Annotated in this window: 17 protein-coding genes and 1 tRNA gene; 12 read left to right on the forward strand and 6 right to left on the reverse strand. The window is 63.6% G+C overall.

Going from position 1 to position 23326, the window contains the following annotated elements; translation table 11 throughout:
- The first annotated feature begins 93 nt into the window (after window positions 1–93).
- The 7 genes from BLU04_RS02515 to BLU04_RS02535 all read left to right on the forward strand — a co-directional run bounded on the left by BLU04_RS02515 (window position 94) and on the right by BLU04_RS02535 (window position 14004).
- Entirely contained in the window at window positions 94–885 is a 792-nt protein-coding gene (locus BLU04_RS02515; RefSeq protein WP_157895041.1) for a hypothetical protein, read from the forward strand.
- A gap of 254 nt (window positions 886–1139) precedes the next feature.
- Window positions 1140–7250, forward strand: a complete 6111-nt coding sequence (locus BLU04_RS02520; protein WP_093281801.1) for an RHS repeat-associated core domain-containing protein — start codon at window positions 1140–1142, stop codon at window positions 7248–7250.
- A 12-nt stretch (window positions 7251–7262) separates the two neighbouring features.
- Window positions 7263–7565 (forward strand): hypothetical protein, encoded by a 303-nt coding sequence (locus tag BLU04_RS16225; RefSeq protein WP_157895042.1) that lies wholly within the window; start codon window positions 7263–7265, stop codon window positions 7563–7565.
- Between the two features lie 134 nt (window positions 7566–7699).
- Window positions 7700–7981, forward strand: coding sequence for a hypothetical protein (locus BLU04_RS16890; protein WP_231964891.1), 282 nt, complete (start codon window positions 7700–7702; stop codon window positions 7979–7981).
- A gap of 524 nt (window positions 7982–8505) precedes the next feature.
- Window positions 8506–9876 (forward strand): glycine-rich domain-containing protein, encoded by a 1371-nt coding sequence (locus tag BLU04_RS16230; protein ID WP_157895043.1) that lies wholly within the window; start codon window positions 8506–8508, stop codon window positions 9874–9876.
- Between the two features lie 4 nt (window positions 9877–9880).
- Window positions 9881–11032, forward strand: a complete 1152-nt coding sequence (locus BLU04_RS02530) for an acyltransferase (RefSeq protein WP_093281806.1) — start codon at window positions 9881–9883, stop codon at window positions 11030–11032.
- Window positions 11029–14004, forward strand: coding sequence for a hypothetical protein (locus BLU04_RS02535; RefSeq protein ID WP_093281808.1), 2976 nt, complete (start codon window positions 11029–11031; stop codon window positions 14002–14004). The genes BLU04_RS02530 and BLU04_RS02535 overlap by 4 nt, the downstream gene beginning before the upstream one ends.
- A 91-nt stretch (window positions 14005–14095) precedes the next feature.
- Here the strand turns inward: BLU04_RS02535 and BLU04_RS02540 are convergent.
- The 3 genes from BLU04_RS02540 to BLU04_RS02550 all read right to left on the reverse strand — a co-directional run bounded on the left by BLU04_RS02540 (window position 14096) and on the right by BLU04_RS02550 (window position 15658).
- Window positions 14096–14169: transfer RNA gene (locus tag BLU04_RS02540), tRNA-Gly, on the reverse strand.
- 39 nt (window positions 14170–14208) lie between these two features.
- Window positions 14209–14703, reverse strand: coding sequence for a molybdopterin adenylyltransferase (gene mog, locus BLU04_RS02545; RefSeq protein WP_093281811.1), 495 nt, complete (start codon window positions 14701–14703; stop codon window positions 14209–14211).
- Window positions 14704–14716: 13 nt separating this feature from the next.
- The gene (locus BLU04_RS02550) at window positions 14717–15658 is read right to left on the reverse strand and encodes a LysR family transcriptional regulator (RefSeq protein WP_093281814.1); all 942 of its coding nucleotides are present in this window, start codon (window positions 15656–15658) and stop codon (window positions 14717–14719) included.
- Window positions 15659–15755: 97 nt separating this feature from the next.
- Between BLU04_RS02550 and BLU04_RS02555 the strand changes: the two genes are divergently transcribed.
- Window positions 15756–16202 carry a CidA/LrgA family protein gene (locus tag BLU04_RS02555; RefSeq protein ID WP_157895044.1) on the forward strand — a complete coding sequence of 149 codons (447 nt, stop codon included), beginning with the start codon at window positions 15756–15758 and terminating at the stop codon, window positions 16200–16202.
- Window positions 16199–16930, forward strand: a complete 732-nt coding sequence (locus BLU04_RS02560; protein ID WP_093281819.1) for an LrgB family protein — start codon at window positions 16199–16201, stop codon at window positions 16928–16930. Before BLU04_RS02555 ends, BLU04_RS02560 begins: the two co-directional genes overlap by 4 nt.
- Here BLU04_RS02560 and BLU04_RS02565 read toward each other — a convergent pair.
- Window positions 16909–18180: a glycosyltransferase gene (locus BLU04_RS02565; protein WP_093281821.1), complete on the reverse strand. Its 1272-nt coding sequence runs from the start codon at window positions 18178–18180 to the stop codon at window positions 16909–16911. The genes BLU04_RS02560 and BLU04_RS02565 overlap by 22 nt on opposite strands.
- 23 nt (window positions 18181–18203) lie before the next feature.
- Entirely contained in the window at window positions 18204–18944 is a 741-nt protein-coding gene (locus BLU04_RS02570; protein WP_093281824.1) for a PHP domain-containing protein, read from the reverse strand.
- A gap of 107 nt (window positions 18945–19051) precedes the next feature.
- Here BLU04_RS02570 and BLU04_RS02575 point away from each other — a divergent pair, with 107 nt between their 5' ends.
- Window positions 19052–19747, forward strand: coding sequence for a class I SAM-dependent methyltransferase (locus tag BLU04_RS02575; protein ID WP_093281826.1), 696 nt, complete (start codon window positions 19052–19054; stop codon window positions 19745–19747).
- Between the two features lie 298 nt (window positions 19748–20045).
- On the opposite strand, the gene BLU04_RS02580 is transcribed toward BLU04_RS02575, so the two are convergent.
- On the reverse strand, window positions 20046–20933 hold the full coding sequence (locus BLU04_RS02580) for a hypothetical protein (RefSeq protein ID WP_093281829.1): 888 nt from the start codon (window positions 20931–20933) through the stop codon (window positions 20046–20048).
- Between the two features lie 166 nt (window positions 20934–21099).
- On the opposite strand from BLU04_RS02580, the gene BLU04_RS02585 reads away from it, so the two are divergent.
- Window positions 21100–22740 (forward strand): response regulator, encoded by a 1641-nt coding sequence (locus tag BLU04_RS02585; RefSeq protein ID WP_093281830.1) that lies wholly within the window; start codon window positions 21100–21102, stop codon window positions 22738–22740.
- A 1-nt stretch (window position 22741) separates the two neighbouring features.
- A complete protein-coding gene (locus tag BLU04_RS02590) occupies window positions 22742–23083 on the forward strand; it encodes an STAS domain-containing protein (RefSeq protein WP_093281833.1) in 342 nt (113 codons plus the stop codon).
- Window positions 23084–23326: the final 243 nt, after the last annotated feature.

Here is a 23326-nt window from a genome sequence, read left to right on the forward strand (position 1 = left end):
CACACGCCGCGAGGAACAGCGAGGTTGCGGCGGCTGCCGGGGGCGCCGGATCACCCGGTGACGATTTGAAAGATAAGGATTTAAAGAAAAATTATGAATTCACATCAGCCCGTCTTCCCGGATTCAAAAATGGCTACCCACATGCCGTTTCTCGATGGCGAGACGCTTGTCTTTTGTCGCGCGGACAATTTCATCGAGAAAACATTCGGACAGGGAGCTTCCTTCCCGAAGGAAGCTGACCGGGTGCCGACAAATCGGAGCTTCCTCTACAGGCCCTGGAAATTGGCGTTCTGCGCGTGGAAAAACGGCCATGCCCGATCAATTCAGACCGGACTTCCCGTCGCCGCCATCGAATGCAGCCCGGCGATCTATCGGGAGAATGGGAAAATTTTCCTGTCGTTCATCAGCGGAACGCCGTCCGATGGCACGCTCCACTACCGGCTTTACACATCTTCAGGCCCGACCTTGGAGGAATTGGAGCCTGCCCGCCCTATTTCAAATCAAACAGCGCTCTACGGTTTTGTCAGTGCCGTGCATATTTGTCGCGGCAAGGGAAACGAACTGGAACTCCTCGAAAAGGAATCGGGGAAAATCTTGCGCGTGACGACCGATTTTCAAGGAATTTCCCGCGTTACCTTTCTCTCGGAGGAGCCGCAGAAGCTTCTTATCACAGGCGTGGACAAGGCGCGGAACTACCGGACCGCCCTGCATGATTTGACCACGCAGCAAACCTGGGATCTTTGTTCGGAAGGGAATCTATACAAATCGACCGTCCATGGGGAAACCGTGGTTTTTGCCCACAAACTCGCAGGCAAGGAAAACCGGGAACTGCGTCACGGTCAATACACCCTTTCCCCTTCCTCGCTTCAAATTACCCATCGCTAATTATGTCTGAATACAAGGTTTTGTCTCTGTTTTCCGTAAGTGACGAAGATCCCAACTGGGTCGATTTGGGGGGATTCTTTCAACAAACATACAAAGCTCCTGCTTCTTACAAAAACATCAGTTGGAGGCTGATCAATACCAGCACGGGTGCCGTCGCCTGGTATGGCGACGTTACGGAGACTAACCATCTTGATCCCGGCACGGCACCCAGGAACTTCCGATACTACAATTATGGCCCCAATTGTTTCGACCCCATGGCGCTGGAGATCGAGTTCATTCCCGATCCGTGCCAGCCGTGCAAGTGTCCCTGCGACGATCCCAGCGGCCAGAACTGCTGTCCCGCGAGCGATGCCACCTCGAACTCCGTCGAGCTCGCCACCGGCCGCTTCGTTTTCGAGCAGGAGCTGCTCTCGTTGAGCGGCGTCGGTTCGGGAAGCTGGAGCTTCGGTTTGAATTACAAATCGAACTACGCGATCGACAGCATCTTGGGAAAAAACTTCGCCTACCCCCAATACCTGCACCTGGAACGACTCTCGACGGTCGAGGGCTTGACCAACATGCAGCTGGTCACCAACCAACTTACCCGGGCGATCTTCATCGATAACGGAGACGGAACCTATTCCTCCCCCGCCGGCAACAATACGGGCGGGGTCCTGACCTATGCGGATGAGGTATTCACACTGACGGCGTCGGACGGGTCAGTCACGAAATTCATGGGATTGTATTATGGCACAGAAGGGTGTCCCTTCAGCATGGTCGATCGATACGGCAACAGCCAAACTCTTTCGTGGAGCTTCTTTTATGATTTGAGCGGGCACTATGTCCCGCAACTCCTCAGCGTCACCGACGCTTACGAGAGGGTCATCACCTACACCTACCACGATAGCGGAACACCAGGGGCGGGGCGTCTCAAGCAGATCACCGATTTCCTCGGTCGCCAACTCGACTTCCAGTACGATTCGGGCTCCCGCCTCGTGGCCGTCGTCACTCCCTCGATCCTGAAGGCGGCACCCGGCAATACCTTTCCCGGTGGCACCGCCTATGTCTTCCAGTACGACTCAGGCAACGCCGATCCGGAACGTCGGGACGATCTGATCCGGATTTGGTATCCGAACCAGACTCAGCCTTACCTCGACGTCGAGACACGCACCGTCAATGTCCAAGCGGTCTATCAAAATGCCACGCCACGCTACCAGGTTACCTACGGCCAGGATCCCACCAACGTCGATACCTACGGCAAGGTTCTCACCGAGACCGTCGGCGATCCGCAGAACGGAGTCGGAGGGACGGCGCTTTTCAATTACACCACCACCGATCTTCCCTCGAATCTGATCGATCCCTCGGCGCCGATCACCAGCCGTACCACCCACACCGATCGTAACGGCAATCTCACGATCTACGATTTCAACGCCTATTGGACGACCTCTCGCCTCGAGGTGCAGACCAATCGCGGCAAGAACAGCCTCGAAATCACGCCCCCCACCCTGCCGCCCAACGCCTCCCCCTACGTCACCTGGACGAAGTTCACAGCCCAGAACCAGCCTTCACTCATCGTCTACCCCGAAGGGAACAGCGTCGCCTACACTTATGAAACAGGGGTCATCCCCGGCTTCTCCTCCCCTTACGTCGCGCGGCGCGGCCTCCTGCTGAGCGAGACCCGCCTCCCCGGCAATACCCTCGGCATCCCCCACCGCTCCGGCAGCAACGGCCAGACGGAACTCACCAAGCGCTACTTCTACGATCCCCTCTTCAACCAGCTCTGCGCAACCATCGAGGAGCGGGGCAATCCCATCGACGGGAGCAGCACCTACTTCACCCCGCAGAACGGCGGCACCACGCCGACCAATAGCGACCGCAGCCGCTACGCCACGATCCAGACCTTCGACTACCAGAAGAACCAGCTCGCCACCGTCACCGGCAATGCCGGCCTCCAGGCCCTCCTCGGCCTCGACGCCACGCAGATCGCCGCCCTCATCACCTACGTCGATACCCAGATGAAAGCCACCGACGGTACCGGAGGCCTGCCCGGCGGCTTCCCCCTGAACCTCGGCGACATCAACGGCGACGGCACCGGCGACGGCGCCTCCAGCGGCCTCCCCGCCGCCCCCCTCCTCGGCAACGTCCTCCGCACCGTCCATCCCCCTGTCCTCCTCGTCGGCGGCACCACCCAGAACCGGGTCGAGCTCTTCACCGTCAACCTCCGCGGCCAGACCACCACCGCCACCGATCCCGAGGGGAACCTCACCGTCACCGTCCGCTATCCCGAGAACGATCCCGACGGCGACGGCCTCAACATCGCCCCCGGCCTCACCACCCGGCAGTACGGCCTCGTCCGCGAAGTCCACGTCGACGCCGACCCCGACCAGGTCATGAGCCTCCTCGGCGCCTCCGCCGACCTCGTCGCCTTCACCTCCGGCCTCATCCCCCGGACGAACACCCCCGGCATTTATCAGGACCTCATCACCCGCTACGAGGGAAGCAGCGGCTGCGCCACCTGCGCCTACGACGCCATGGGCAACGCCCTCAACGAGACCGACCCCCGCGGCTTCACCACCGTCTACGACCGGAACGAACTCGGCGCCATCTACCGCACCACCAGCCCGGAGCCCTACGCCTTCCGCGTCGAGACCTACTACGACGCGAACCGCAACGTCATCCGCGTCGACACCGAGGACCGCCAGCCCCTCTACGACTCCATCGACCCCACCTCCTCCGGCTACGGCCACTTCAGCCCCACCGGCAGCGGCGCCACCGCCCACGTCCCCATGACCTCCGGCCCCGGCGGCGCCCTCCGCCCCGGCTGGTTCAGCAACCTCATGGCCTACGACCTCCTCGACAACAAGATCGAGGAAGACATCGACGCCACCGGCTCCACCCCCGCCAGCCTCCTCACGAGATACGCCTACGACGCCAACCAGAACCTCGTCCAAATCACCAAGCCCGCAGGCAACACCGTCGAGTACGATTACGACGAGCGGAACCTCCGCATCGCCGAGCGCGTCGGCTACGATCCCGCCGATCCGGCGACGCATCCCGGGGCCGTCACCGTCAATTCCTACGACGGCAACGGAAACCTCGTCAACGTCATCGCCCCCGTCAACCGGGGCGGCACCGGCACCGCCCTCACGGCCTATATCATGAACGCCTTCGGCAGCGGCTCCCAGCTCGTCGCCACCGGCGATTGGACCGTCCAGAACACCTACGACGGCTTCGACCGCCTCGTGAAAACCACCGACGCCGTCGGCGGCCTCACCAACAACACCTACGACCCCGCCGCCAACCTCGTCGCCCAGCAGAAACAAGGAACCATCGGCGGAGCCACGCCCACCGACCGCACCGGCACCGGCAACACCCCCCTCTCCAACACCGTCCTCCGCTACGACGAGGCCTCCCGCACCTACGAGCGGCAGCAGGATGTTTTCCTCGCCACCGGCGCCACTCTCGGCTCCGGCCGCGATGTCGCTCAGGCAGGCGGCGGCCTCGCCGCCAACTCCACCGCGAACAACCACACCGGCAGTGCCACCCTCACCAGCGGAGGAAGCAGCTACGTCCTCACCCGCACCGTCTACGACGCCACCGGCCGAGCCGCTGCCACGTTGACCGACAACACCGCCCAGACCAGCTACGCCTACGACGGAGCCAACCGCCGCCTCCTCTCCACCGATCCCCTCGGCAACCAAACCGCCATCCAGTACGATGGCAACGGCAACCCCGTCCGCTCCACCTCCGTAGAGGTCTGCACCATCACATTGCCGACAGTCCCGAACGAAACCTTCACCACCTTCACCTGGTACGATTCCCTGAACCGCCCCGTCGTCCAGGGCGGCCAGGGGGCCGATGGCCAGCTCACCGCCAACCTCGGCCTCTGCTGCCCCTGGCAGGGCCTCCCCAGCACCCTCTTCAGCCTTTCAGGCTACGACAGCCGGGGCAACCTCGTCTCCGCCGTCGATCCGAAGCAGAACGTCGTCCTCTCCGAATACGACGGCGCCTCCCGCCTCGTCGAGACCCTCCAGCAACTGCGCCAGGCCGGGCAGGGAAGCAATCCCCCCGAGGCCAACCAGAGCTTCCTCCCCGCCGGGGGCGGCAACATCCGCACCGGCTACGTCTACGACGCCAACAGCCGCCTCGCCGAGCTCCTCGACGACCGCGACGCCGCCACCGTCTACCGCTACGACCTCCTCGACCGCCAGGTCACCAAGACCCTCGCCGACGGCTCCCTCTCGACCAACGCCTACAACCTCGCGGGGGATTTGACCGGCTACACCGACGAGAACGGGAGCGCCTTCGCCTTCACCGTCGATGCCTTGGGCCGCCGCACCGCCGTCGCCATCACCCTCGCCACCGGCGTCCTCGGCACCACCGCCCAGACCTTCCAATACGACGGCCTGGGCCGGAACACCCAGGCCATCGACACCGTCGTAAGCACCAGCGCCGAAGTCGACTTCATCTACGACTCCCTCGGCCACGTCCTTGAGGAAAAGCAGGCCTACGGAGGCCAGACCCGCTACACCACCCATAACAGCTGGTTCTCCCTCGTCCCCGCCGTTGTTGTCTACCCTTCCGGGACCAACAGCTTCGGCAACGGCTACGACCTCCTCTACCGGCGCAACGCCCTCGTCACCACCGGGGCCTCCGGCACCCTCGACACCGTGAGCTGGGAATTCTTCGGCCCCAGCCGCATCGCCGAGACCCGCTGGGGCGGCACCAGCCTCATCGCCACCCAGCTGAACAACGACCGCACCCGCTCCGCCATCCAGACCGGATGGCCCACCCCCGCTTGGGGCGATCAATCGAGCGACCGCCTCGGCTACGACGGCGCGGGCCGGATGATCACCAAACGCTACCTGACCGGGGGATTGGACGGCTCCGGTGCCTACGCCGACACCACCGCCCTCGTCGGCTTCACCGCCAGCCACGACCGCGCCGGGAACAAGATGTACGAGCGCGCTTTGCACGCCGAGAGCCGGAGCAGCCTCTACCAGCCCGTCGCCGATAACGGGACCTGGCAGACCGGGTACGACTCCGCCAACCGCCTCCGGCAATACCAGCGCGGCGTGCTGTCGTCGGCCATCTTCCCCTACCGCGCCGGACCCGGGGCCAGCATCGCCACCCCCCTCCTCCTCCCCGGCAGCGAGCGGAACCGGACCTACGACCTCGACGGCCTCGGCAATTGGAAGAAAACCGACTGGACCCTCGACGGCTACGCCGCCACCACCACCCTCACCAAAGAAGTCCGCCAGCACAACTACGTCAACGAAATCACCCAGGTCCGGGCCACCACCGGGGCCACCGTCACGAACACCCCCTTCACCTACGACCACGGGAACAACACCGACGGCATCCAGGGGAACGGCAACACCGCCAACGACGGCGTCCGCACCTACCAGTGGGATGCGTTCAACCGGTTGATCATCGTCGGTAAAGCCTCCGGCGGGGCCACTCTGGCAACGTACGTCTACGACGCCCTGGGGCGGCGCATCCAGAAAGCCATCGCCGACCTCGGCGCCGGCCTGGGTGGATTGACCGGGGACATCCCGGCGGAAACGACCACCTATCTCTACGACGGGCAGCAGATCATCGAGGACCGGAATGCCGCCGCGCCGGGCGATTGGACGAAGATCTACTTCTGGGGGCAATACGTCGATGAACTCATGGTCATGGCCACCCCGACCAACGTCTATCGCCTCCTCTCCGACCTCCTTTACCGAAGCACGGCCCTCGTCAAAACCGACGACAACTCCATCGCCGAGGTCTACGACACCGATGCCTACGGCATCACCCTATGCTACTGGAGATCGAGCTTCGACGGGCAGTGGTTCACCGATGACGACGAGCCCACGAACAATCCGATCAATACGACGATCTTTACGGGGAGGCAGTTTGATCCGGAGAGTCAGATTTACTATTATCGGGCGCGATATTACTCTCCGATGGCGGGGAGGTTCTTAACCCCCGACCCGCTGGGTGTCGTAGGCGGAATCAATTTGTATGAGTATGTGGGGGGAAATCCAGTTACTCGGGTGGATTTTGACGGTGAGTATGCGACGGCACCTTCGCTTATTATACCCAAACCGTATATTTTGCCTCCACCGATCCCTGTCTTCCCTCTGCCACCCGACTACCCAAATGTTCCTCCATCACCCGATACGGATCCAAATTACCAAAAGCGAAAGGATTGCCAAAATACGGCTCAACAAGTGAGAGATGCTTGCGACAAAAGTTGTGAGCCTATCTGCGATAAAAAAGCAAAGGCACGATGCTATGCGGGGTGCAAGAATAGGTACGATACGGATCTGCGAGACTGCAACGCGAGATACCCTTCCAATCCAACCTATCCCCCCACACGCGATCCTAGAGTGGCTTAATAACGGAGTATTATGTACAGAGAAGTTACTTATGATTGGGGTGATCGAAAAGATGCTGAGATCATCAAAATCGTTTCGATAGAAAAAATAAATGACGAGCGCTGGGAATGTCGCTGGTGTCTTCCTCACATATGCCCAGAGGGATCGTCCACCGGAATCGATCCCTTTCAGGCGCTTCTATCGGCTTTGAGTTCTATGAGAAATCTCATCGCAGATTCAGGTTTCCCCAATTTGACTGTCTATCAATTTGAACCGGGAGATAATGCAAATATCACGCTTGAATACGGAAGCGACGGCGTAGGCCCCGCGCAATAAGGTTCTTATCGAGAGACCCGATTGGGACAGCAGGCAGGATCAACCTTTACGAGTACTGTGGAGACAACCCTCTCGTATTGGTCGATCCTATGGGGCTCAGAGGCTCTACTCCCGGTAATGGTTCGGAATGTTGCTTGGAACACAAACCGCAATGGGAACTCGATGGAGACGGAAGCGCAAACGCATGTATGGATGCTTATGTGGCTCCATACTTGCCACCTGGTTGGGGGCAAGCCGCCGCTGGCCTTGGATTTACCCTGTTAAGCCTTGCTAAGGGGATTGCGGGCACCGCCGGCCAGGGCGGAGGCGCTTTATCGGCTGGATATATTGCAGGTCTTTATTTGCAGGCCGCGATTTATTGCACCAATCAAATCTGCTCCAAAAAAGGAAAAATCAAATGTGGAGATTGTCAGTGAAAAATAGCCGAGTCTTTATCATCGCCTACCAGCTACTGTTTTTTGCCTTGATTGGCCTTCATGTGAGCCAAAGTGGCTTGAAAACTCTAATTCCCTTTCTTAACTGCGCTGGACTCTTACTTGCGAGCATTCATCTGGCGCTTCTGAGCAAAGGCAAGGGAGAGTAGCTGCTACACATGCTCACCTCTACGCATAGCGGCAACCAATAGCGAGCGGCATGCCAACCATTTGCGACACTCGGTTCCATCGAAGCTACTCGCTACTTACGGCCCGGTCAGTGACGGGGTCGGCTTTCACTTATCTTTGGAACGCTTCAGCACACGCCCCCCCTCCATCCCGTACTGGTCCTCGTCAACTTCGCAGGAATCCTTTCAAGGGGCTCTTTCACCAACCCTGCGGCACAACCGAGTTAGAAACGCGACTCCTTTGGCTCTCCCCGATCTTCTTTCCGCCCCCTCGCGACGTTAACCCGCTCCCTAAGATTCCCTGACCGACTCTTTCCACGCCTCCACCCAAACCCACCCATGAACATCGACCTCAACGGCAACACGCTGATCCAAGGCTATTTCTCCGGCATCGGAGAGGAATTGACCGCCCTCAACGCCTCGAACCTGACGACCGGCACCGTCCCCGATGCGCGTCTCGGCGCCGATGTGACGCTGCAGGGGAATACGTTCAACGAGGCGTCGAAATTGGTCCAATTCGGGCCTGATGCGATGATTCCTTTCCCTGACGCGGGAGGAGGGGTGCCTCTATTGGATTTTGTGAAGCTCTCGGCCAATATGGATGATCCCTATTGGGGAGGGTTCAATATTGCGATTTCTCCCGATTACGATCATCCGGCGGAAACGGCGCTTTTCTCCTTTTATGCCAATGGAGCGATGCAGTTCCCCAAGAATGGAAATCCCGATGGCGTCTATGGTTTGATTGTCGGATTCGGCCATCCGACTTCGGGAAGGCATGCGGGAAATATCGATTTCTCCGGCAACGATTTCCCTAACGCAGCAGGAGGAAGCATCGGCCTAAAAGGTGGAAATGCCGCCGGAGCGTGGGCAGGAAATATCAACGGAACGGGAGGATCGGGAGTCAACGCTCACGGGGGAATTATTAATTTTTACGGAGGATCGGCTGCCGGGACCAATGGAGGAACGATTGATATTTCCGGCGGAACGACCTATCCCGGCGGCAGTATCAATCTCAAGGATGGCGCGGGAACTATCCAGCTAGGCACCGGAGCCACGCTAACCCTGCCGAATACGACGGGGACGGTGGCGCTGACCTCGGATGCCTTCCCTCACGACATGATCCGGCTTTCCGGGTCGGGGACGTGGACGATTCCCTCCGGAGTGACCTCCTTTAAGGTGACGTGTATCGGCGGGGGAGGAAGCGGTTCAGCCCAATATTTTTACGGGGGCGGAGGCGGGGGGGGCGGGGGCGCTGTCATCGCCCTCTTCAAGAGCCTCGCGCCCGGGACATCCTTCACTTATGCGGTGGGAACGGGCGGAGCCGGGGTGACCTGTTCTTCGACGGTGACGACTATCGATGGAAATAATGGGGGCGATACGACCTTCGGGGGCCTGATCGCCGGGGGCGGAGGCGCGGGCAATTTCGTGGGCGATGCGGGTTCGGGCGGCGGGACTTACGTGGGATCGATGACGAGCGCATTGGGGCTCAATGGACAAACGGGAGGCTATGCGATTTTTGGAGCAACGTACTTTTCCACGGGCGGCGGCAATCCCGGCGCGGGATTTGGTAATGGAGCTTCGTACACGAACTGCGGGAGAGGAAACGGAGCCCCTTCGGGATATGGCGGAGGAAGCGCCGGGTTTTCCGGCAATACCTCAGCCGGTTCCTCGGTCGCAGGAGGGGACGGCCTGATCCTCATTGAATATTGAGCAAATGGAACACAACCCGCGCCTCGATTCTCTGCGAGGCATCGCAGCGTTGGCAATCGTCAGCTACCATTGGAAGCGGGCTATTCCTTTCGGCTGGATCGGGGTCAGCTTCTTTTTTGTTCTTTCCAGCTACCTCGTCACCTCTCTTTTGATCGAGGCGAAGGATAGGCATCCCTCCTTTATCTCCTACTATAGCTCGTTCCTGAAGCGGAGGAGCTTGAGGCTGCTTCCTCTTTATTTTCTGTTCTTCGCCCTCGTCGTGGGCGTTTCCCTGGCCTCTGGCGTGTTTTTCAAGGTCGCGAACGATCTGATCTATTTGGCCACGATGACCTTCAATTATCGTGCGATTTTCGGAGTGGCAGGCGATTACGGGCACTTCTGGAGTTTGAGCGTGGAATGGCAGTTCTATATTCTATGGGGCCTCTGCGCCTGGTTTTTATCGAGGAAAAATCTGTTGAAAATGGCAATCATCCTGATCCCGCTGGGAATGGTCGCGCGGATCGGAACGTGGGCAGTGTTGACCTCGTGGGGCTGGTCCGAGGGCCGCATTGCAGGAGCTGTTATGTTTAGCTCCTTCACTTATATCGAGGCTTTTTCTTACGGAGTGCTGCTCACCGATCCCGGGATCAGAAAAGGATTCGGCTCGAGGAAGGTGCTGGCCCTTTGCGCGGCGCTGACGGGACTGGGAGGGATATTTGTCACGCTGGAAGCATGGCGGCACGGGTTGCTGGGGGTGGAGATCGGAGTGAAGAATCTGGGATATCCCGATGGGATGGTTTTGTCTCACGAATATTTGTGGGGCTATTCGATCCTCGCTCTCTTCCTGGCTTCTTTCATGGCCTTCGTGATCGAAGCGAAGCCGTGGGATCGCTGGCTCCTTTCGCCCGGGCTTCGTTATGTGGGAGTGATTTCCTACGGGATTTATATCTACCACTTTCCCATCGTTCATTTCTTTTTGAAGTGGTCCCCCTCCCGCCCGGATGTGAAAGGGATCGATGTTTTATTGGATCCGCTCAATGCGGTTTTATTTGCGGCTGCCGTGGCGCTCACCCTGATCGCCGCTCACTTCTCTTATTTCTTCTTTGAAAAACGATTTTTGACCTCATCAACCGCGCGACCCTTCCCCATCCCTCAACCCAGAAACGACCCGACATGAACATCGACCTCAACGGCAACACGCTGATCCAAGGCTATTTCTCCGGCATCGGAGAGGAATTAACCGCCCTCAACGCCTCGAACCTGACGACCGGCACCGTCCCCGATGCGCGCCTGAGCACCGACGTGACGCTGCAGGGGAATACGTTCAATGCGGCGAATCAACTGGTGCAGCTCGATTCGGTCGGTGCCGTGGCCATTGCAGGGTATACAGGCACGCCGTCGGTTTCGCCCACTGGCTGCCCAAAGATCACCGTGAACCCCGGAGGCGGAGTGGGGACGAGATCGGCGCAGAATTTCATGATTTGGATGACCGACTATGCCACGGGTAATCCCGGCGCGTGGAATTTCGACAACGAACCGATCCTCCGCTTCCCCAACAATAATCAAGGCGAGGACGCCGGATATCTCGTCTTTTACAACAAAGGCCCCGGCTATAGTCGGGCCGGGCGGATCGACCTGCGAGGCGGAACCTATCATGGAACCAGCGCCTATTCCGGGGACATCTCCATGGGTGGAGGCAGTGCGGCGGATACGCATGGCGGCGCGGTCGTAACGGACGGCGGCTCCGTGGCCGGGGCTCATGGTGGAGAGCTTAACCTGCGAGGAGGATCCTCCTACCCCGGCGGATCGATTAACCTGAGCAACGGTGGAGGAACGATCGCACTGGGTACAGGGAATACGCTGACGCTGCCGAATGCGACGGGAACGGTGGCGCTTCAATCCGATATTACGGGTTATCTTCCTCTTTCCGGGGGAACGCTGAGTGGATCGCTCAACATTACTCCTGCGACCGGAGAGGCGAGTTTGAAAATTATTAGTGGGGATACCGATTCGTATCTCCAACTCGGGACTGCCGGAACCAGTTACTGGACCTTCTTTTCCGGGGCGGACACCGATTTTCAACTTGCAGGCCCGACGGGCAGTAACCTACGAATCAGCAGAACGACTGGATTCATGTCCTTTTATAAGGACGCCGCCTTTTCCGGCGCTCTCTCGGCCGGCACCTTCTCTGGCTCCGGCTCCGGTCTGACAGGGATCCCTCTTTCCGGCTTGGCGTCGAGTGGCGCATCAAGCGGGGAGGTACCGGTCTGGAACGGAACGGCTTGGGTGCCGGGGACGACTGCGGGCTCAGGCACGGTGACGAGTGTCGGTCTTTCGATCCCCTCGGTCCTCGGTACGGTTTCAGGCTCTCCAGTGACGGGAAGCGGGACGCTGGCGATCACCGCCCCGACCATGGCGACGGGGGCCTTCATCGCCTCCCCGGCAGGAACGAGCGGCACGGCAGTGGCCCGGACGATTGTGGCTTCGGATATCTTCAGCATTCTTTCGGCGGCGATGGACACAGCCTTCGGGTCAGCGCAGGGGAATGTCCTGCAGCGGACGGCGTCGGGATGGAGTGTGCTGGCCCCCGGGACGGCGGGCCAGGTGTTGACGACGAACGGCGCGGGAGCCAACGCGGTCTGGGCGGCCTCGGGCGGGGGAACCTCCGTCCAGGTGCCGGTGCGGCAGACGGCCCTTTCCGGTGCGGTGAATGCGACGGGGCAGGGGAACTGCCTCACGACGGGCTCCGGATTCCAGCCGGGGGTGACGACGAATGCGGGAAGCGATCCTCTGACGCTCGCCTTCGCGTCGGGATTCGGCAGCTCGGGCAATGTCGATTACGTGGAGCAGATCACAGCGGATCAGGCGACTTACTGGTCTGCCTTGCCTGCGAATAATCTCTCCTTCCTCGCCATCACCCGGACGGGTGTCGGGAGCCTCTCGCCCTACGCGACCTTGGCCCCGCCCCAATACGGCTACGCCTACAATCCGACGGCGCAGACGGCGCTCTCCCTCAACAACAAGAGCACGGATGATTTCGGGAATGCCTGGACGAATGCCTCGGTGACATTCACCGGCGCGTCCCCGCAGATCGCGGGAACGCAGGTCGGCGTGTTCAACGGCAGTTCCTCTCGCATGTCCTCCACCAGCTTCACCACCTTGGGGGTGGGAGGGTGGGCGCTGCGGGGATGGTTTAAAATGGGTTCGTTGGCATCGCCACAAGGACTCTTCCAATTCTGCAATTCGGCAAACAATTTAGGGGCAGCCGTTCTTGTTTCTTCCTCGGGCAAGACTCAGCTCAATCTTTCCAGCAACAACTCCTCATGGGATATCGCCAACTCCACTGCGGGATCGATCACGATGACCACGGGGACATGGTATTTTGTGGAACTGACCTTCGATTCGGTGGCGGGGAAATACGTTCTCTACATTAACGGCGTGGCGGATCAGACGATTACCTCGACCTCCCGGATTTGCAGGATCAACACGGGATACGTCGGATTCAACAACCCGACGGGGACGAATACGTGGCTTACGGGCAATGCGCAAGGATTCGAGTTCCTCCCCTACTGCCAGCATCCCAACGGAACGACCTACTCGGTCCCGACCGCGCTCGCCGACGTCACAGCGGCGGGGTACGCCTCCGATTGGTTCGATATCTCGTTTTATACGTTGAAACGGATCGCCGCAGCGTCGGCTTCGTCGGGGGTCAATCCCACGTTTGCCGCGGTGAACCGCGTCTACGTCGGTGAGGCGACCACAGGGGCCTCGACCGTGTCGTCGATTGTGACCTATGCTTATCAGGGGAAGTACAGCACGGGTTTCATCCCCACCCTGCCGGGGTTGTCGGCGGCGGTTTCCTACAACCACAACATTGGCACCAACCTGTTAAGCAATCCGCTCCTTTCCTTGAAATGCCTGACGGCGGACCAGAGCTATGTGGCCGGAGACATCGTCACGGGATGGGGAGGATACAATCCCTCGCCCGATTACGTTCCCGTCCCTTTGACGTGGACCAGCAAGACCATCGGGTTCTCCACGATGGCCAATCAGGCATGGAAGACGGTCTACAAGACCGGCGGCAGCATCGTGGTCATCACGAACTATAGCTATTGGGCCTACCAGATCACGGTCCAGAGAGGGTTTTGAGCAGGCGATGAGAATGGGCTTCGTGATCTTTTAAAGAGCCAGCGTCCTCTAAATAAGCTCGAAAATGAACTTTCTCCACTTTCGAGGAAAGTGGAGCGGGTGAAGGGAATCGAACCCTCGTCTCAGCCTTGGGAAGGCCATATTCTACCATTGAACCACACCCGCGTGCGCCGGTCCTTCGGAGGAAGGAAGCGAGATGGGATCTTACCGAAGTTTGGGGCGGAATCCAGAAATATGTTCCAGGCACTCGGCGATGGCCGGGAGGAGGGGGGGGAGGCACTCCCCGATGGCCCGGGGTTTGCCGGGGAGGTTGACGATGAGGGTGCCGCCTCGGATGCCGGCGGTGGCGCGGGAGAGGAGGGCGGTGGGGACGCGGGCGATGTCGTAGGAATGGCGGCGCATGAGCTCGCCGAAGCCGGGGAGCTCTTTTTCGAGGACGGCGCGGGTCGCCTCGGGGGTGATGTCGCGGGGGGCGGGGCCGGTGCCGCCGGTGGTGACGACGAGGGGAAGGCGCTCGTCGTCGGCCAGCCGCTTCAGGAGGGCGGTGAGGCCGGGGAGGTCGTCGGGCATGAGGACGCGGACGAAGTCGACGGGCTCGTCGAAGCACGCGGAGATGACGCGCTCGATCTCGGGACCGCTCTGGTCTTCGTAGAGGCCGGAGGAGGCCCGGTCGCTGAGGGTGATGCGGCCGATTTTCATGGGGATGACTCTATCACAAGGAGGGGGGCTGGTCGCCAGGGCCGCCACGGTTATTTTTGCCGAGCCGGAAGGCGGGGAAGGTTTCCCGCAGGAGGCCGGTCCAGGCGCGGGCGGCGGGGGAGAGGGGGCGGCCCCGGCGCCAGATGAGGCCGGGGGTCCAGCCGAGGTCGGCGTCGGCGAGGGGGATGGCGCGGATGGGAAGGAGGCGGCGGACTTCGACGACGAGGCGGGGGAGTATCCCGACGCCGAGCCCGGCGGCGACGAGGGCGATGATGAAATCGGGCTGGGCGCTGCGGGCGGCCTCGGCGGGGGAGAAGCCGCGCTTGCGGCAGGCGCTCTCGATGACGGCGTTGAGGGAGAAGCCTTCCTCGAAGAGGACGAAGGGCTGCCCGGCGAGGTCTTTCAGCCGGATCGGCTTTCCCTTCGGCCAGGCGAAGCCGGGGGGAAGGAGGGCCATGAGGGGCTCCCGGTGGATTTCCCTCCAGGCGCATCCCTTCAGGAGGGGCGGCAGGGTGACGCCGAGTTCGAGCTCCCCGGCGACGACTTTTTCCTCGAGCCACCGCCCGCCCGCTTCCTTCAGCCGGATCTCGATGCCGGGATGGCGGCGGCGGTATTCGGCGATGGCCCCGGCGAAGAGGGTGCCGCTGCCGAGGGGCGGGATGCCGAGGTCGAGGTGGCCCCGGCGGAGGCCGTTCAGGGCGTCGAGGTCGCCGCGCAGCCCCTCCTGCTCCCGCAGGAGGGCGAGGCCGCGCCGGTAGACGACCTCCCCGGCGGCGGTAAGGCGGGGCCGTCCCGACCGGGCGCTCCGGTCGAGGAGGGGGGAGCCGCAATCGTGCTCGAGCTGGGCGACGGCCTTGCTGACGGTCGACTGGGTCGCTCCGAGGGTCTTGGCCGCCTTGGAGAAGCCGCCCTGTTCGACGACCTCCTTCAACGCCCGCACGTGCCGGATTTCCATGCCGTGCAATCTGGGGCATTTCATTCCGTTTTGGAATCTCGATTATTCCATCAATTCATTTCTGGAATTCCGATTCGGGAGGCATCCTTTTCCTTCGATGAAGCCCGCTTCCGATCCTCCCCCTCCGTTCCGGATGCCCCGGCTGCTCCGGCTGGCCTCGCTCGGCTACCGGCAGAGCGCGGCATTGCAGGTCGGCTTCCTCACGGCGATCTGGGCGGGGAGCCAGCTCCTGGCGACGGCGCTCCGCATCCCGCTCCCTCCCGGCGTCGTCGGGTTCTTCCTCGTGATTTTCTGCCTCCGGCAGCGGTGGCTCTCCCCGCGCTGGTTCCAGAAGGGGGCGTCGGGGCTGCTGAACCACCTCACGCTGTTCTTCGTCCCCGCGATGGTCTCCCTGATCGGCAGGCCGGAGCTCCTCGGCCCGCTCGGACTGAAGCTCCTCCTCGCCGTCGTCGTCGGGACCCTCCTCGTGATGGCGACGACGGCCCTCGTCATCGACCTCAGCCTCGGTCGGGCGCGGACGGAACCGCCGGCCCCTTCCTCATGAACGTCGTCGTCCCGCTTCTCTGGATCGGGATCACGCTGGCGTTTTACGTCGCCGCGCTCCGGCTCTATCGACGGCACCGGCGCTGGTGGACGGCCCCGCTCCTGGTGACGTGGCTCCTCTGCGGCCTCCTCCTCTTCCTCTCCCGGACGCCCTACCCGGAATACCTGCGCGGGGCCCACTGGTTCGTCTTCCTCCTCGGCCCGGCGACGGTCGCCTTCGCCCTCCCGGTCTACCGGCAGCGGGCGCTGATCCGGCATCACGGCCGGACGATCGCGGCGGGCGTCGTCGCGGGAAGCCTCGCCTCGCTCGGCAGCGGGTGGGCGCTGGCCCATCTCCTCCACCTCCCGCCCGAGATCGAGGCGAGCCTCCTCCCCCGCTCGGTGACGACGCCCTTCGCGCTCGCCGTCTCGGAGCGGCTCGGCGGCATCCCGGAATTGACCGCCTCCCTGACGGCGGCGACGGGACTCTTCGGCGCGGCGATCGGCGAAGGGTTCCTCCAATGGCTGCCGCTCCGGTCGAAGCTGGCCGCCGGGTTCGGCCTCGGCCTGCGCTCGGTCAGCTGCTCCTTCACCTCGGGGGCGATGCTGGGGATGGGAGCCCATGGCGCGGGGGTGGCCCGGGCGCGGGAACGGGGAGACGAGGCGGCGGCGATCGCGGGGCTGGTGATGATTTTCGCCGGGCTATTGAATGTGGCGGGGGCGACGCTCTACGTCCTGGCGCGGAGCTGATCCGAGGCCGCCTCGATCGCCCGCCAGCGCTCCCCCCACGTATGGCGCGCGAGGAACGCCTCCCGCGCCCGCCGCCCGGTCTCGCACAGCGCCTCCCGATCCCTCATCAATAGCATAGCTCGGTCGGCCAGCGCGGCCTCGTCAGCGGCGTAGAACATCTCCCGCTCCGGGGCGAAGAGGGCGGGATAGCCGGGGCGTCCGTCGGTGAGGAGGGGAACGCCCGCCGCCGCCGTCTCGAACATCCGGAAGGGCGCGCCCGACTCGATGCTCTGCGGGTCGAGCCATTGGACCTGGAGGGCCCCGGCGCGGAAGAGGGCGGGCCAGCGGGCGGCGGGAATGTCGGTCGTCTCCCGAAAAGCGACCCCCGTTCCGAGTTCCCGGCGCAGTTCCTCCTCGCGGGCGAAGACCTCGGTCCGGTGGCCGCTCAGGACGGCGACGGGGACCCGTTGCGCCAGGGCGCGGAGGCCCCGGAGGCGGGCGACCCGTTTCCCCCAGCGCCAGATTTCGTACCGGGCCAGGGCGAGGGCCGACGGCGTGGCGAGCCAGCGGTCGAGGATCAGCTTCCGTTTCGGCGGAAGGGCGGCGGCGACGGCATCGGCGAGGGCGTAGGCGGGGAAGGGCCAGGCGGCCTCCTCCATCGCGGCGGTCGAGGCGGCGATCCACTCGACGACGGGGGGCGGGAAGGAGGCGAGCTTCGCCTCGAGCGCCGCCCGTGCGGGGACGGTTCCGAGGAAGACGGCGTGGTCGGCCAGCTCGGGATAGAGCGCCTCCGCTTCCGTCGCCATCCCCCCCTCGACGAAGGCGGCGTCGGCGGAGAGGTCAGTCGGCAGGGCGGGGAATCGGGCGTGCCGTTCCCACTCCCCGCGCCACCAGCCGTCGTGGAAGAAAACGGCGACGCGGGCCTCCTCGTGCCACCGCTTCCAGATCGCCACCCCCTCGGGGGCCATGGTGGCGGGGCAGCGGTAGAAGTCGTCGTACCACAGCGCCGCCTTCGGGATCTCCCGCAGGCGGGCGTCGTACCACAGCCCGGGCCACGCAAGGGGGGTGTCCATCAGGAAGGCAATCCGTTCCGGGGCGGCGGCGGCGATCTCCCCCCGGAGGGCCTCGACGGGGCGGGGCTGCCCGGCCTCGTCGCGGAGGAAGAGGACGACCGGTTCCTTCCCGACCGCACGGACGCCGGAACGGAGGCCCCGGGTGAAGAGGCGCTCGACGCCGTGATGCGATTCGAGGAAGAGAACCCGGCCCGGCATGATGGTCTGGGCCCCGGCGGGGGCTAGGCCCGGGGGATGGAGGCCGCGGCGGTGGCTTGGGCTTCGGCCTTCGCTTTCGCCTTCTTCCGCGCGCCGAAGCGGAAGACGTTGTTGAAGGTCTTCCGCAGCGCTTCCTTCCGCGTGAGGTAACGCTGCTGGAGGCGGGGATGCTTCACGACGGCCTTCAGGACCCCGGCGACGTTGAAGGTCTCGGCATCGAGGATCGAGTAGGAGACCCCGAGGGCCTCGACGTGGTGGGAATCGCTCGCCGCCGTCATCGGGAGGCCGCGCCGCTCGGCGTAGTCGAAGGCCTGCTGGTTCCAGCGGCGGAAGGTGGTGGCGGCGTTGAAGACCTCCAGGGCGTCGAAGGGGAGGGTGTCGAGGACCGACTCCCGGATCCCGGCGCGGAAGGAATCATAGGGGTGGGGCGGGATCGCGATGCCGCCCTGCTTGTGGATCAGCTCGACGGCCTCGGCCGCGGGGATCCCCTTCAGGTCGGGGAGGCGGATGCCGAGGGCAAGGAGGTGGCCCTCCCGGGTCGAGATCTCCTGCCCCGGGATGATGAGGAAGCCGTCGACCGGCTCCCCGTCGGCGCGGAGGAGGCCCTTCGACTCGAAGTATTCAACGCAGGCGCTGGTGTTGTGATCGGTGATCGCGAAGCCGTGGAGACCCCGCGCCTTCGCGACGGCGACCATCTCTTCCGGCTCGGAGACACCGTCGGAGGAGAAGCGGGAGTGGGCGTGGAGGTCGAGGTTCAGGATCACGGCCCCCCCATTTTAAACGCCTCCCGGCCCGGATACAAAGTGCAAAACGCACTTCCCCGTGTTAAAACCCCGCGACAGGCCCGACACGTGTCCCCCCTTCCCTCCCGATGACCACAGCCCCCCAGCAGGAACGGACGAAAGTCCAGGCGATGTTCAACCGCGTCGCCCCCCGGTACGATTTCCTCAATCGCCTCCTGAGCGGCGGCCGGGACAAGGCCTGGCGGCGGGCGCTGACCCGGGAGGTGGCGCGGCAGAAACCGGCCCGCCTCCTCGACCTGGCGACGGGGAGCGGGGACGTCCTCCGCGCCCTCCGGGAGGATGGGGCGCTGGCCGATTCCGGCGTGAGCCTGGGTGCCGACTTCTGCCTTCCGATGCTGGAGGAGGCGCGGAAAAAGGGGATCGGTCCTCTCGTTCTCGCTGATGGTCTTCGACTCCCCTTTGCCGATGGGAGCTTCGATGCGGTGACGATCGCCTTCGGTTTTCGGAATCTGGAGGACCGGGCTGCGGGGCTGCGGGAGATCGGGCGGGTACTCGCGCCGGGAGGGGTGCTTTACATCTTGGAATTTTCCCATCCGTGGCCGGTCTTCGCGCCGTTTTATTTCTTTTATCTCCGCCATTTCCTGCCGACTTTGGCCGCGGCTGTCGGTGCGCCGAGGGAGGCTTATACCTACCTCGGGGACTCGATCCGGGCGTTTCCGAGCCAGTCTCGGTTGGCGGCGTTGCTGAAGGAATGCGGCTTTGCGGAGGCGGGGTGGCGGAATCTTACGGGGGGGATTGTGGCGCTGCATCGGGGGCGGAAGTAGGGGGGGGAGCTGCCCTTCGGGGCTTGCGCGGTCGACCCTGTACAGCTGGAGGCGACCCGCTTTATAGCCCAAGAGGGGCTTTGCCCCTCCTCGAACCTCCCCTTCGGAGGGCCTTAGCTAGGCGGACGCGTTTTGGCGGCGCCTCGTCTCCTAACTGGATTAAAATCGGATGGTTCCGGTACGCCCGAGGGTACGTACTGAAGGGGGAGCAGTACCCATACGCCCAGACTCCTATCGGGAGAGGAACGCTTGGGACGAATCACGCGTCCGGGGGCCGGGGAACCGAAGGGGATTCAGCCTACTGCGCGGCTGGCTTCTGGACTTTTGACTGTCCGTCGGAGAGCCGCGTCCGCCGGATCGAGGGGTTTTCCTCGCGCCCGCCGGAGACGTAGATCGCGCCGTCGGAGGCGCTTTCGAGGTGGGGCTGGCTCTCGTTGAGGGAATAGTAGCTGGCCTGGGCCTCGATGTTCCCGTCGACGCCCGCGCGGCTGTAGCGGTAAAGGGAGCTCCCGGCGAGGCTCAGGATGTGGAGATGGCCCTGGTTGTCGAACTTCGTCACGGGGGTCTCCAGATCGACGATCTCGCCGAGGAGGATGTTGGCGTAGACGGTGTTCAGCGCCTCGTCCTCGACGCGGAGGTAGAGGTCGGTGTTCTTCATCGTCGGGGCGAAGCGGACGAGGGAATAGGTCCGCATGGAGCCCTCGACCGGACGCCGCTCCCGCCACACCGTCTGCCCGGGGACGAGGGTGATGAAGAGGGGGCTGGAGAGGTACTCCCGGTCGGCGAGATCGATGACGGCCTGGACCTTGTACCGACCCGTCGCCCGCATCGCGTAGAGCGGCGTGAGGTCGATCGCCAGCGTCGTCCGCTTTCCGGCGGCGAGGAGGAGGGGCTCCCGGGCGGCCTTCCGGTCCGGGGCGACGACGGAGCCGTCCTCCCGCGTGATGTAGAAGGAGAGCCACGGCTTCTCCCCGGCGTCGGCGAAGGAGAGATCGAACCCGGCGGCGTTCTCGATGGTCAGCCGGAGGGGGATCGCCTCGTAGAGGAGGTAATTCATCCGCTCCGTCTCGACGCCGAGCTTCAGCTGGGCGCGGGCCGTCCCCGCCGCGGCGAAGAAGGCGAGGCTCAGAAGGAGCAGGGGAAGGAGGGACCCGAGGAGCGGAACGGCGCGGAGGGAAGGACGCATGGGGTGAGGGCGATCCTAAGGCTTTCCCCCTCCGCAGGAAAGCGCAAACGGAAGACTCGCTTTTTTCGCGTCGGGAGGAACAATAGGGGAGTCCCGGGGGGGACCGCCTACCGATCTCAACCTCGCCATCACGCGTCCTCCGAGTCCCCCCGAGACCGTCCCGTCCATGCCCGACACGCCCTCCGCCCTCCCCCGGCCCGTCGTCCTCGTCGTCGACGACGACGAGCCGACGCTCCTCCTCTTTTCCCGCAACCTGACGAAGATCGGGTGCGAGGCCCATACCGCCGTCGGCGGGCGGGCCGCCCAGCAGTTCATGCAGGAGCGCGGGACCGCGGGCCTCGACTGCGTCATCACCGACTACCGCATGCCCGGCGTCAGCGGCCTCGACCTCCTCCAGTGGATCCAGGACCGGGACGACACGCTGGCGACCATCGTCGTCACCGCCGAGGGGGAGAAATCGCTCATCGCCGCCAGCCTCCGCGGCGGGGCCGTCGATTTCCTCGAGAAGCCGGTCTCCCGCGAGCAGCTCGGCAAGTCGATCCGCGCCGCGGCGGAGACGACGACGGAGCGCCGCCGCGCGCGGTCGAACGAGGAGGCGATCCGCGAGGTCAGCCGCCTCCAGAGCCACCTCCTCGGCCCCGCCTACTCCCCCGAGCAGCACGGGCGGCCCCCGGCCGAGATCGTCATCCACACGCGGAGCGACGTCGGCGGCGACTTCTCCACCCACATCCCGACCGACGACGGGCGGCACGTCTTCTTCTGCGGCGACGTCTCCGGGCACGACCTCAAGGCGGGCTTCGTCTCCGCCTACTTCCAGGGCGTCGTCCGCGCCCTCGCCGCCCAGGGGACGCCGATCAAGGAAATCGCCCACACCTTCAACGACATGCTGCTCCGCGAGTGGAGCCGCCCGGCCAGCGACGGCATCGGCGTCGGCTTCTCCCTCGCCTGCACCTTCCTCGTCACCGATCCGAAGCGGCGGGAATACCTCCTCCACAACTACGGCTTCCCCCCCGCCACGTGGAGCGACGCCGCCGGGCGGCTGACCTCGATCGCCGACCTCCGCCCGCCCCTCGGCTGGTTCGACGCCCTCGACCCGAACGAGACCCGCCTCCCCCTCGACACCCCCGCCGGCGATCCCGCCCTCCACAGCCTCTGCCTCTACAGCGACGGCCTGGAGGACCTCGCCGAGGCCCTCGACGTCGACCCCCGCTGCCTCCTCCACCGCCTCCTCAACCCGAAGCTCGAGGTCGAGAACAAGGAGCTGATCCGCCGGGGCCACGACGACATCCTCATCCTCCGCACCTCCCCCCCCGACATCGCCGATCCCTTCTTCCCTCTCCTCCTGGAGCACCACGCCGGGGACCGCGCCGCCGACATCGACCTCCTCCAGAAACGGTGGGAACGGAGCCTCGCCCTTGCCCTCGGCACCCTCCCCAAGGGCCGCCTCGGGGACATCCTCCTCTGCTGCCGGGAAATGGTCCTCAACGCCATGAAACACGGCTCCCAGGGGCGGAAGGAGAGCCTCAGCTCCCTCCACATCGCCTGGCAGCCCCGGCCCCCCGCCGCCGCTTCCGGCGCGGCCTCCGCCCCCCTCTCCCCCGCCCGCGAGGGGGGCCGCCTCCGCCTCCGGGTGGAGGACACCGGTGCCGGCCACAACTTCGACATCCACCGCCGCATCGAAGAGCTTGATCAATTGCGGGAAAAGCATCTAGGCTTGAGCATGGTCCGCCTTTTGTGCGACCGAATGACCATGGAACGCCAGGGGGCTATCCTCATCCTCGACTTCGACATCGACCCCACACCCTGACATGGCCTCCATCGTCCACACCCTCGACGCCGAGACGAAGACCCTCCGCATCGAGATCGGCAACGACCTCCTGAGCACCACCTTCGACAAGATCGTCGCCGGGCTCGACAGCATCCTCACCAGCGACGAGGTGAAAAAGGGAACCTGGACCCTCCTCCTCCTCGACCTCACCCAGGCGAAGCTCATCGACTCGATGGGCCTCAACATCATCGTCAGCCTCATCAAGAAGGCCCAGGCCCACCCCGCGAAGATCGCCGCCCGGATCACCAGCCCGACAATCCACCGGACTTTCCTCTTCACCCGGCTGGAGAAGTACATGGAGATCGAACTGGTCGAGGCGTAGGGGGGCGCTTGGGAGAGAGACGCTTGGGAGAACAACGCGTCCTCAGCGCCGTCTTTCGGAGAGCCCTTCGGGACTTGCGCGGTCAACCCTGTACAGCTGGAGGCGACCCGCTTTATAGCCACAGAGGGGCTTCGCCCCTCCGTGACCTCCTGTTCTGAGGGCCTGAACTAGGCGGACGCGCTTGGGCGGCGCCTCGTCTCCGAACTGAATTAAAATCCGCTGCTTCCCGGAGCGCCCGAGGGT

The sequence above is a fragment of the Verrucomicrobium sp. GAS474 genome, assembly GCF_900105685.1.
Taxonomy (GTDB): Bacteria; Verrucomicrobiota; Verrucomicrobiia; order Methylacidiphilales; family GAS474; genus GAS474.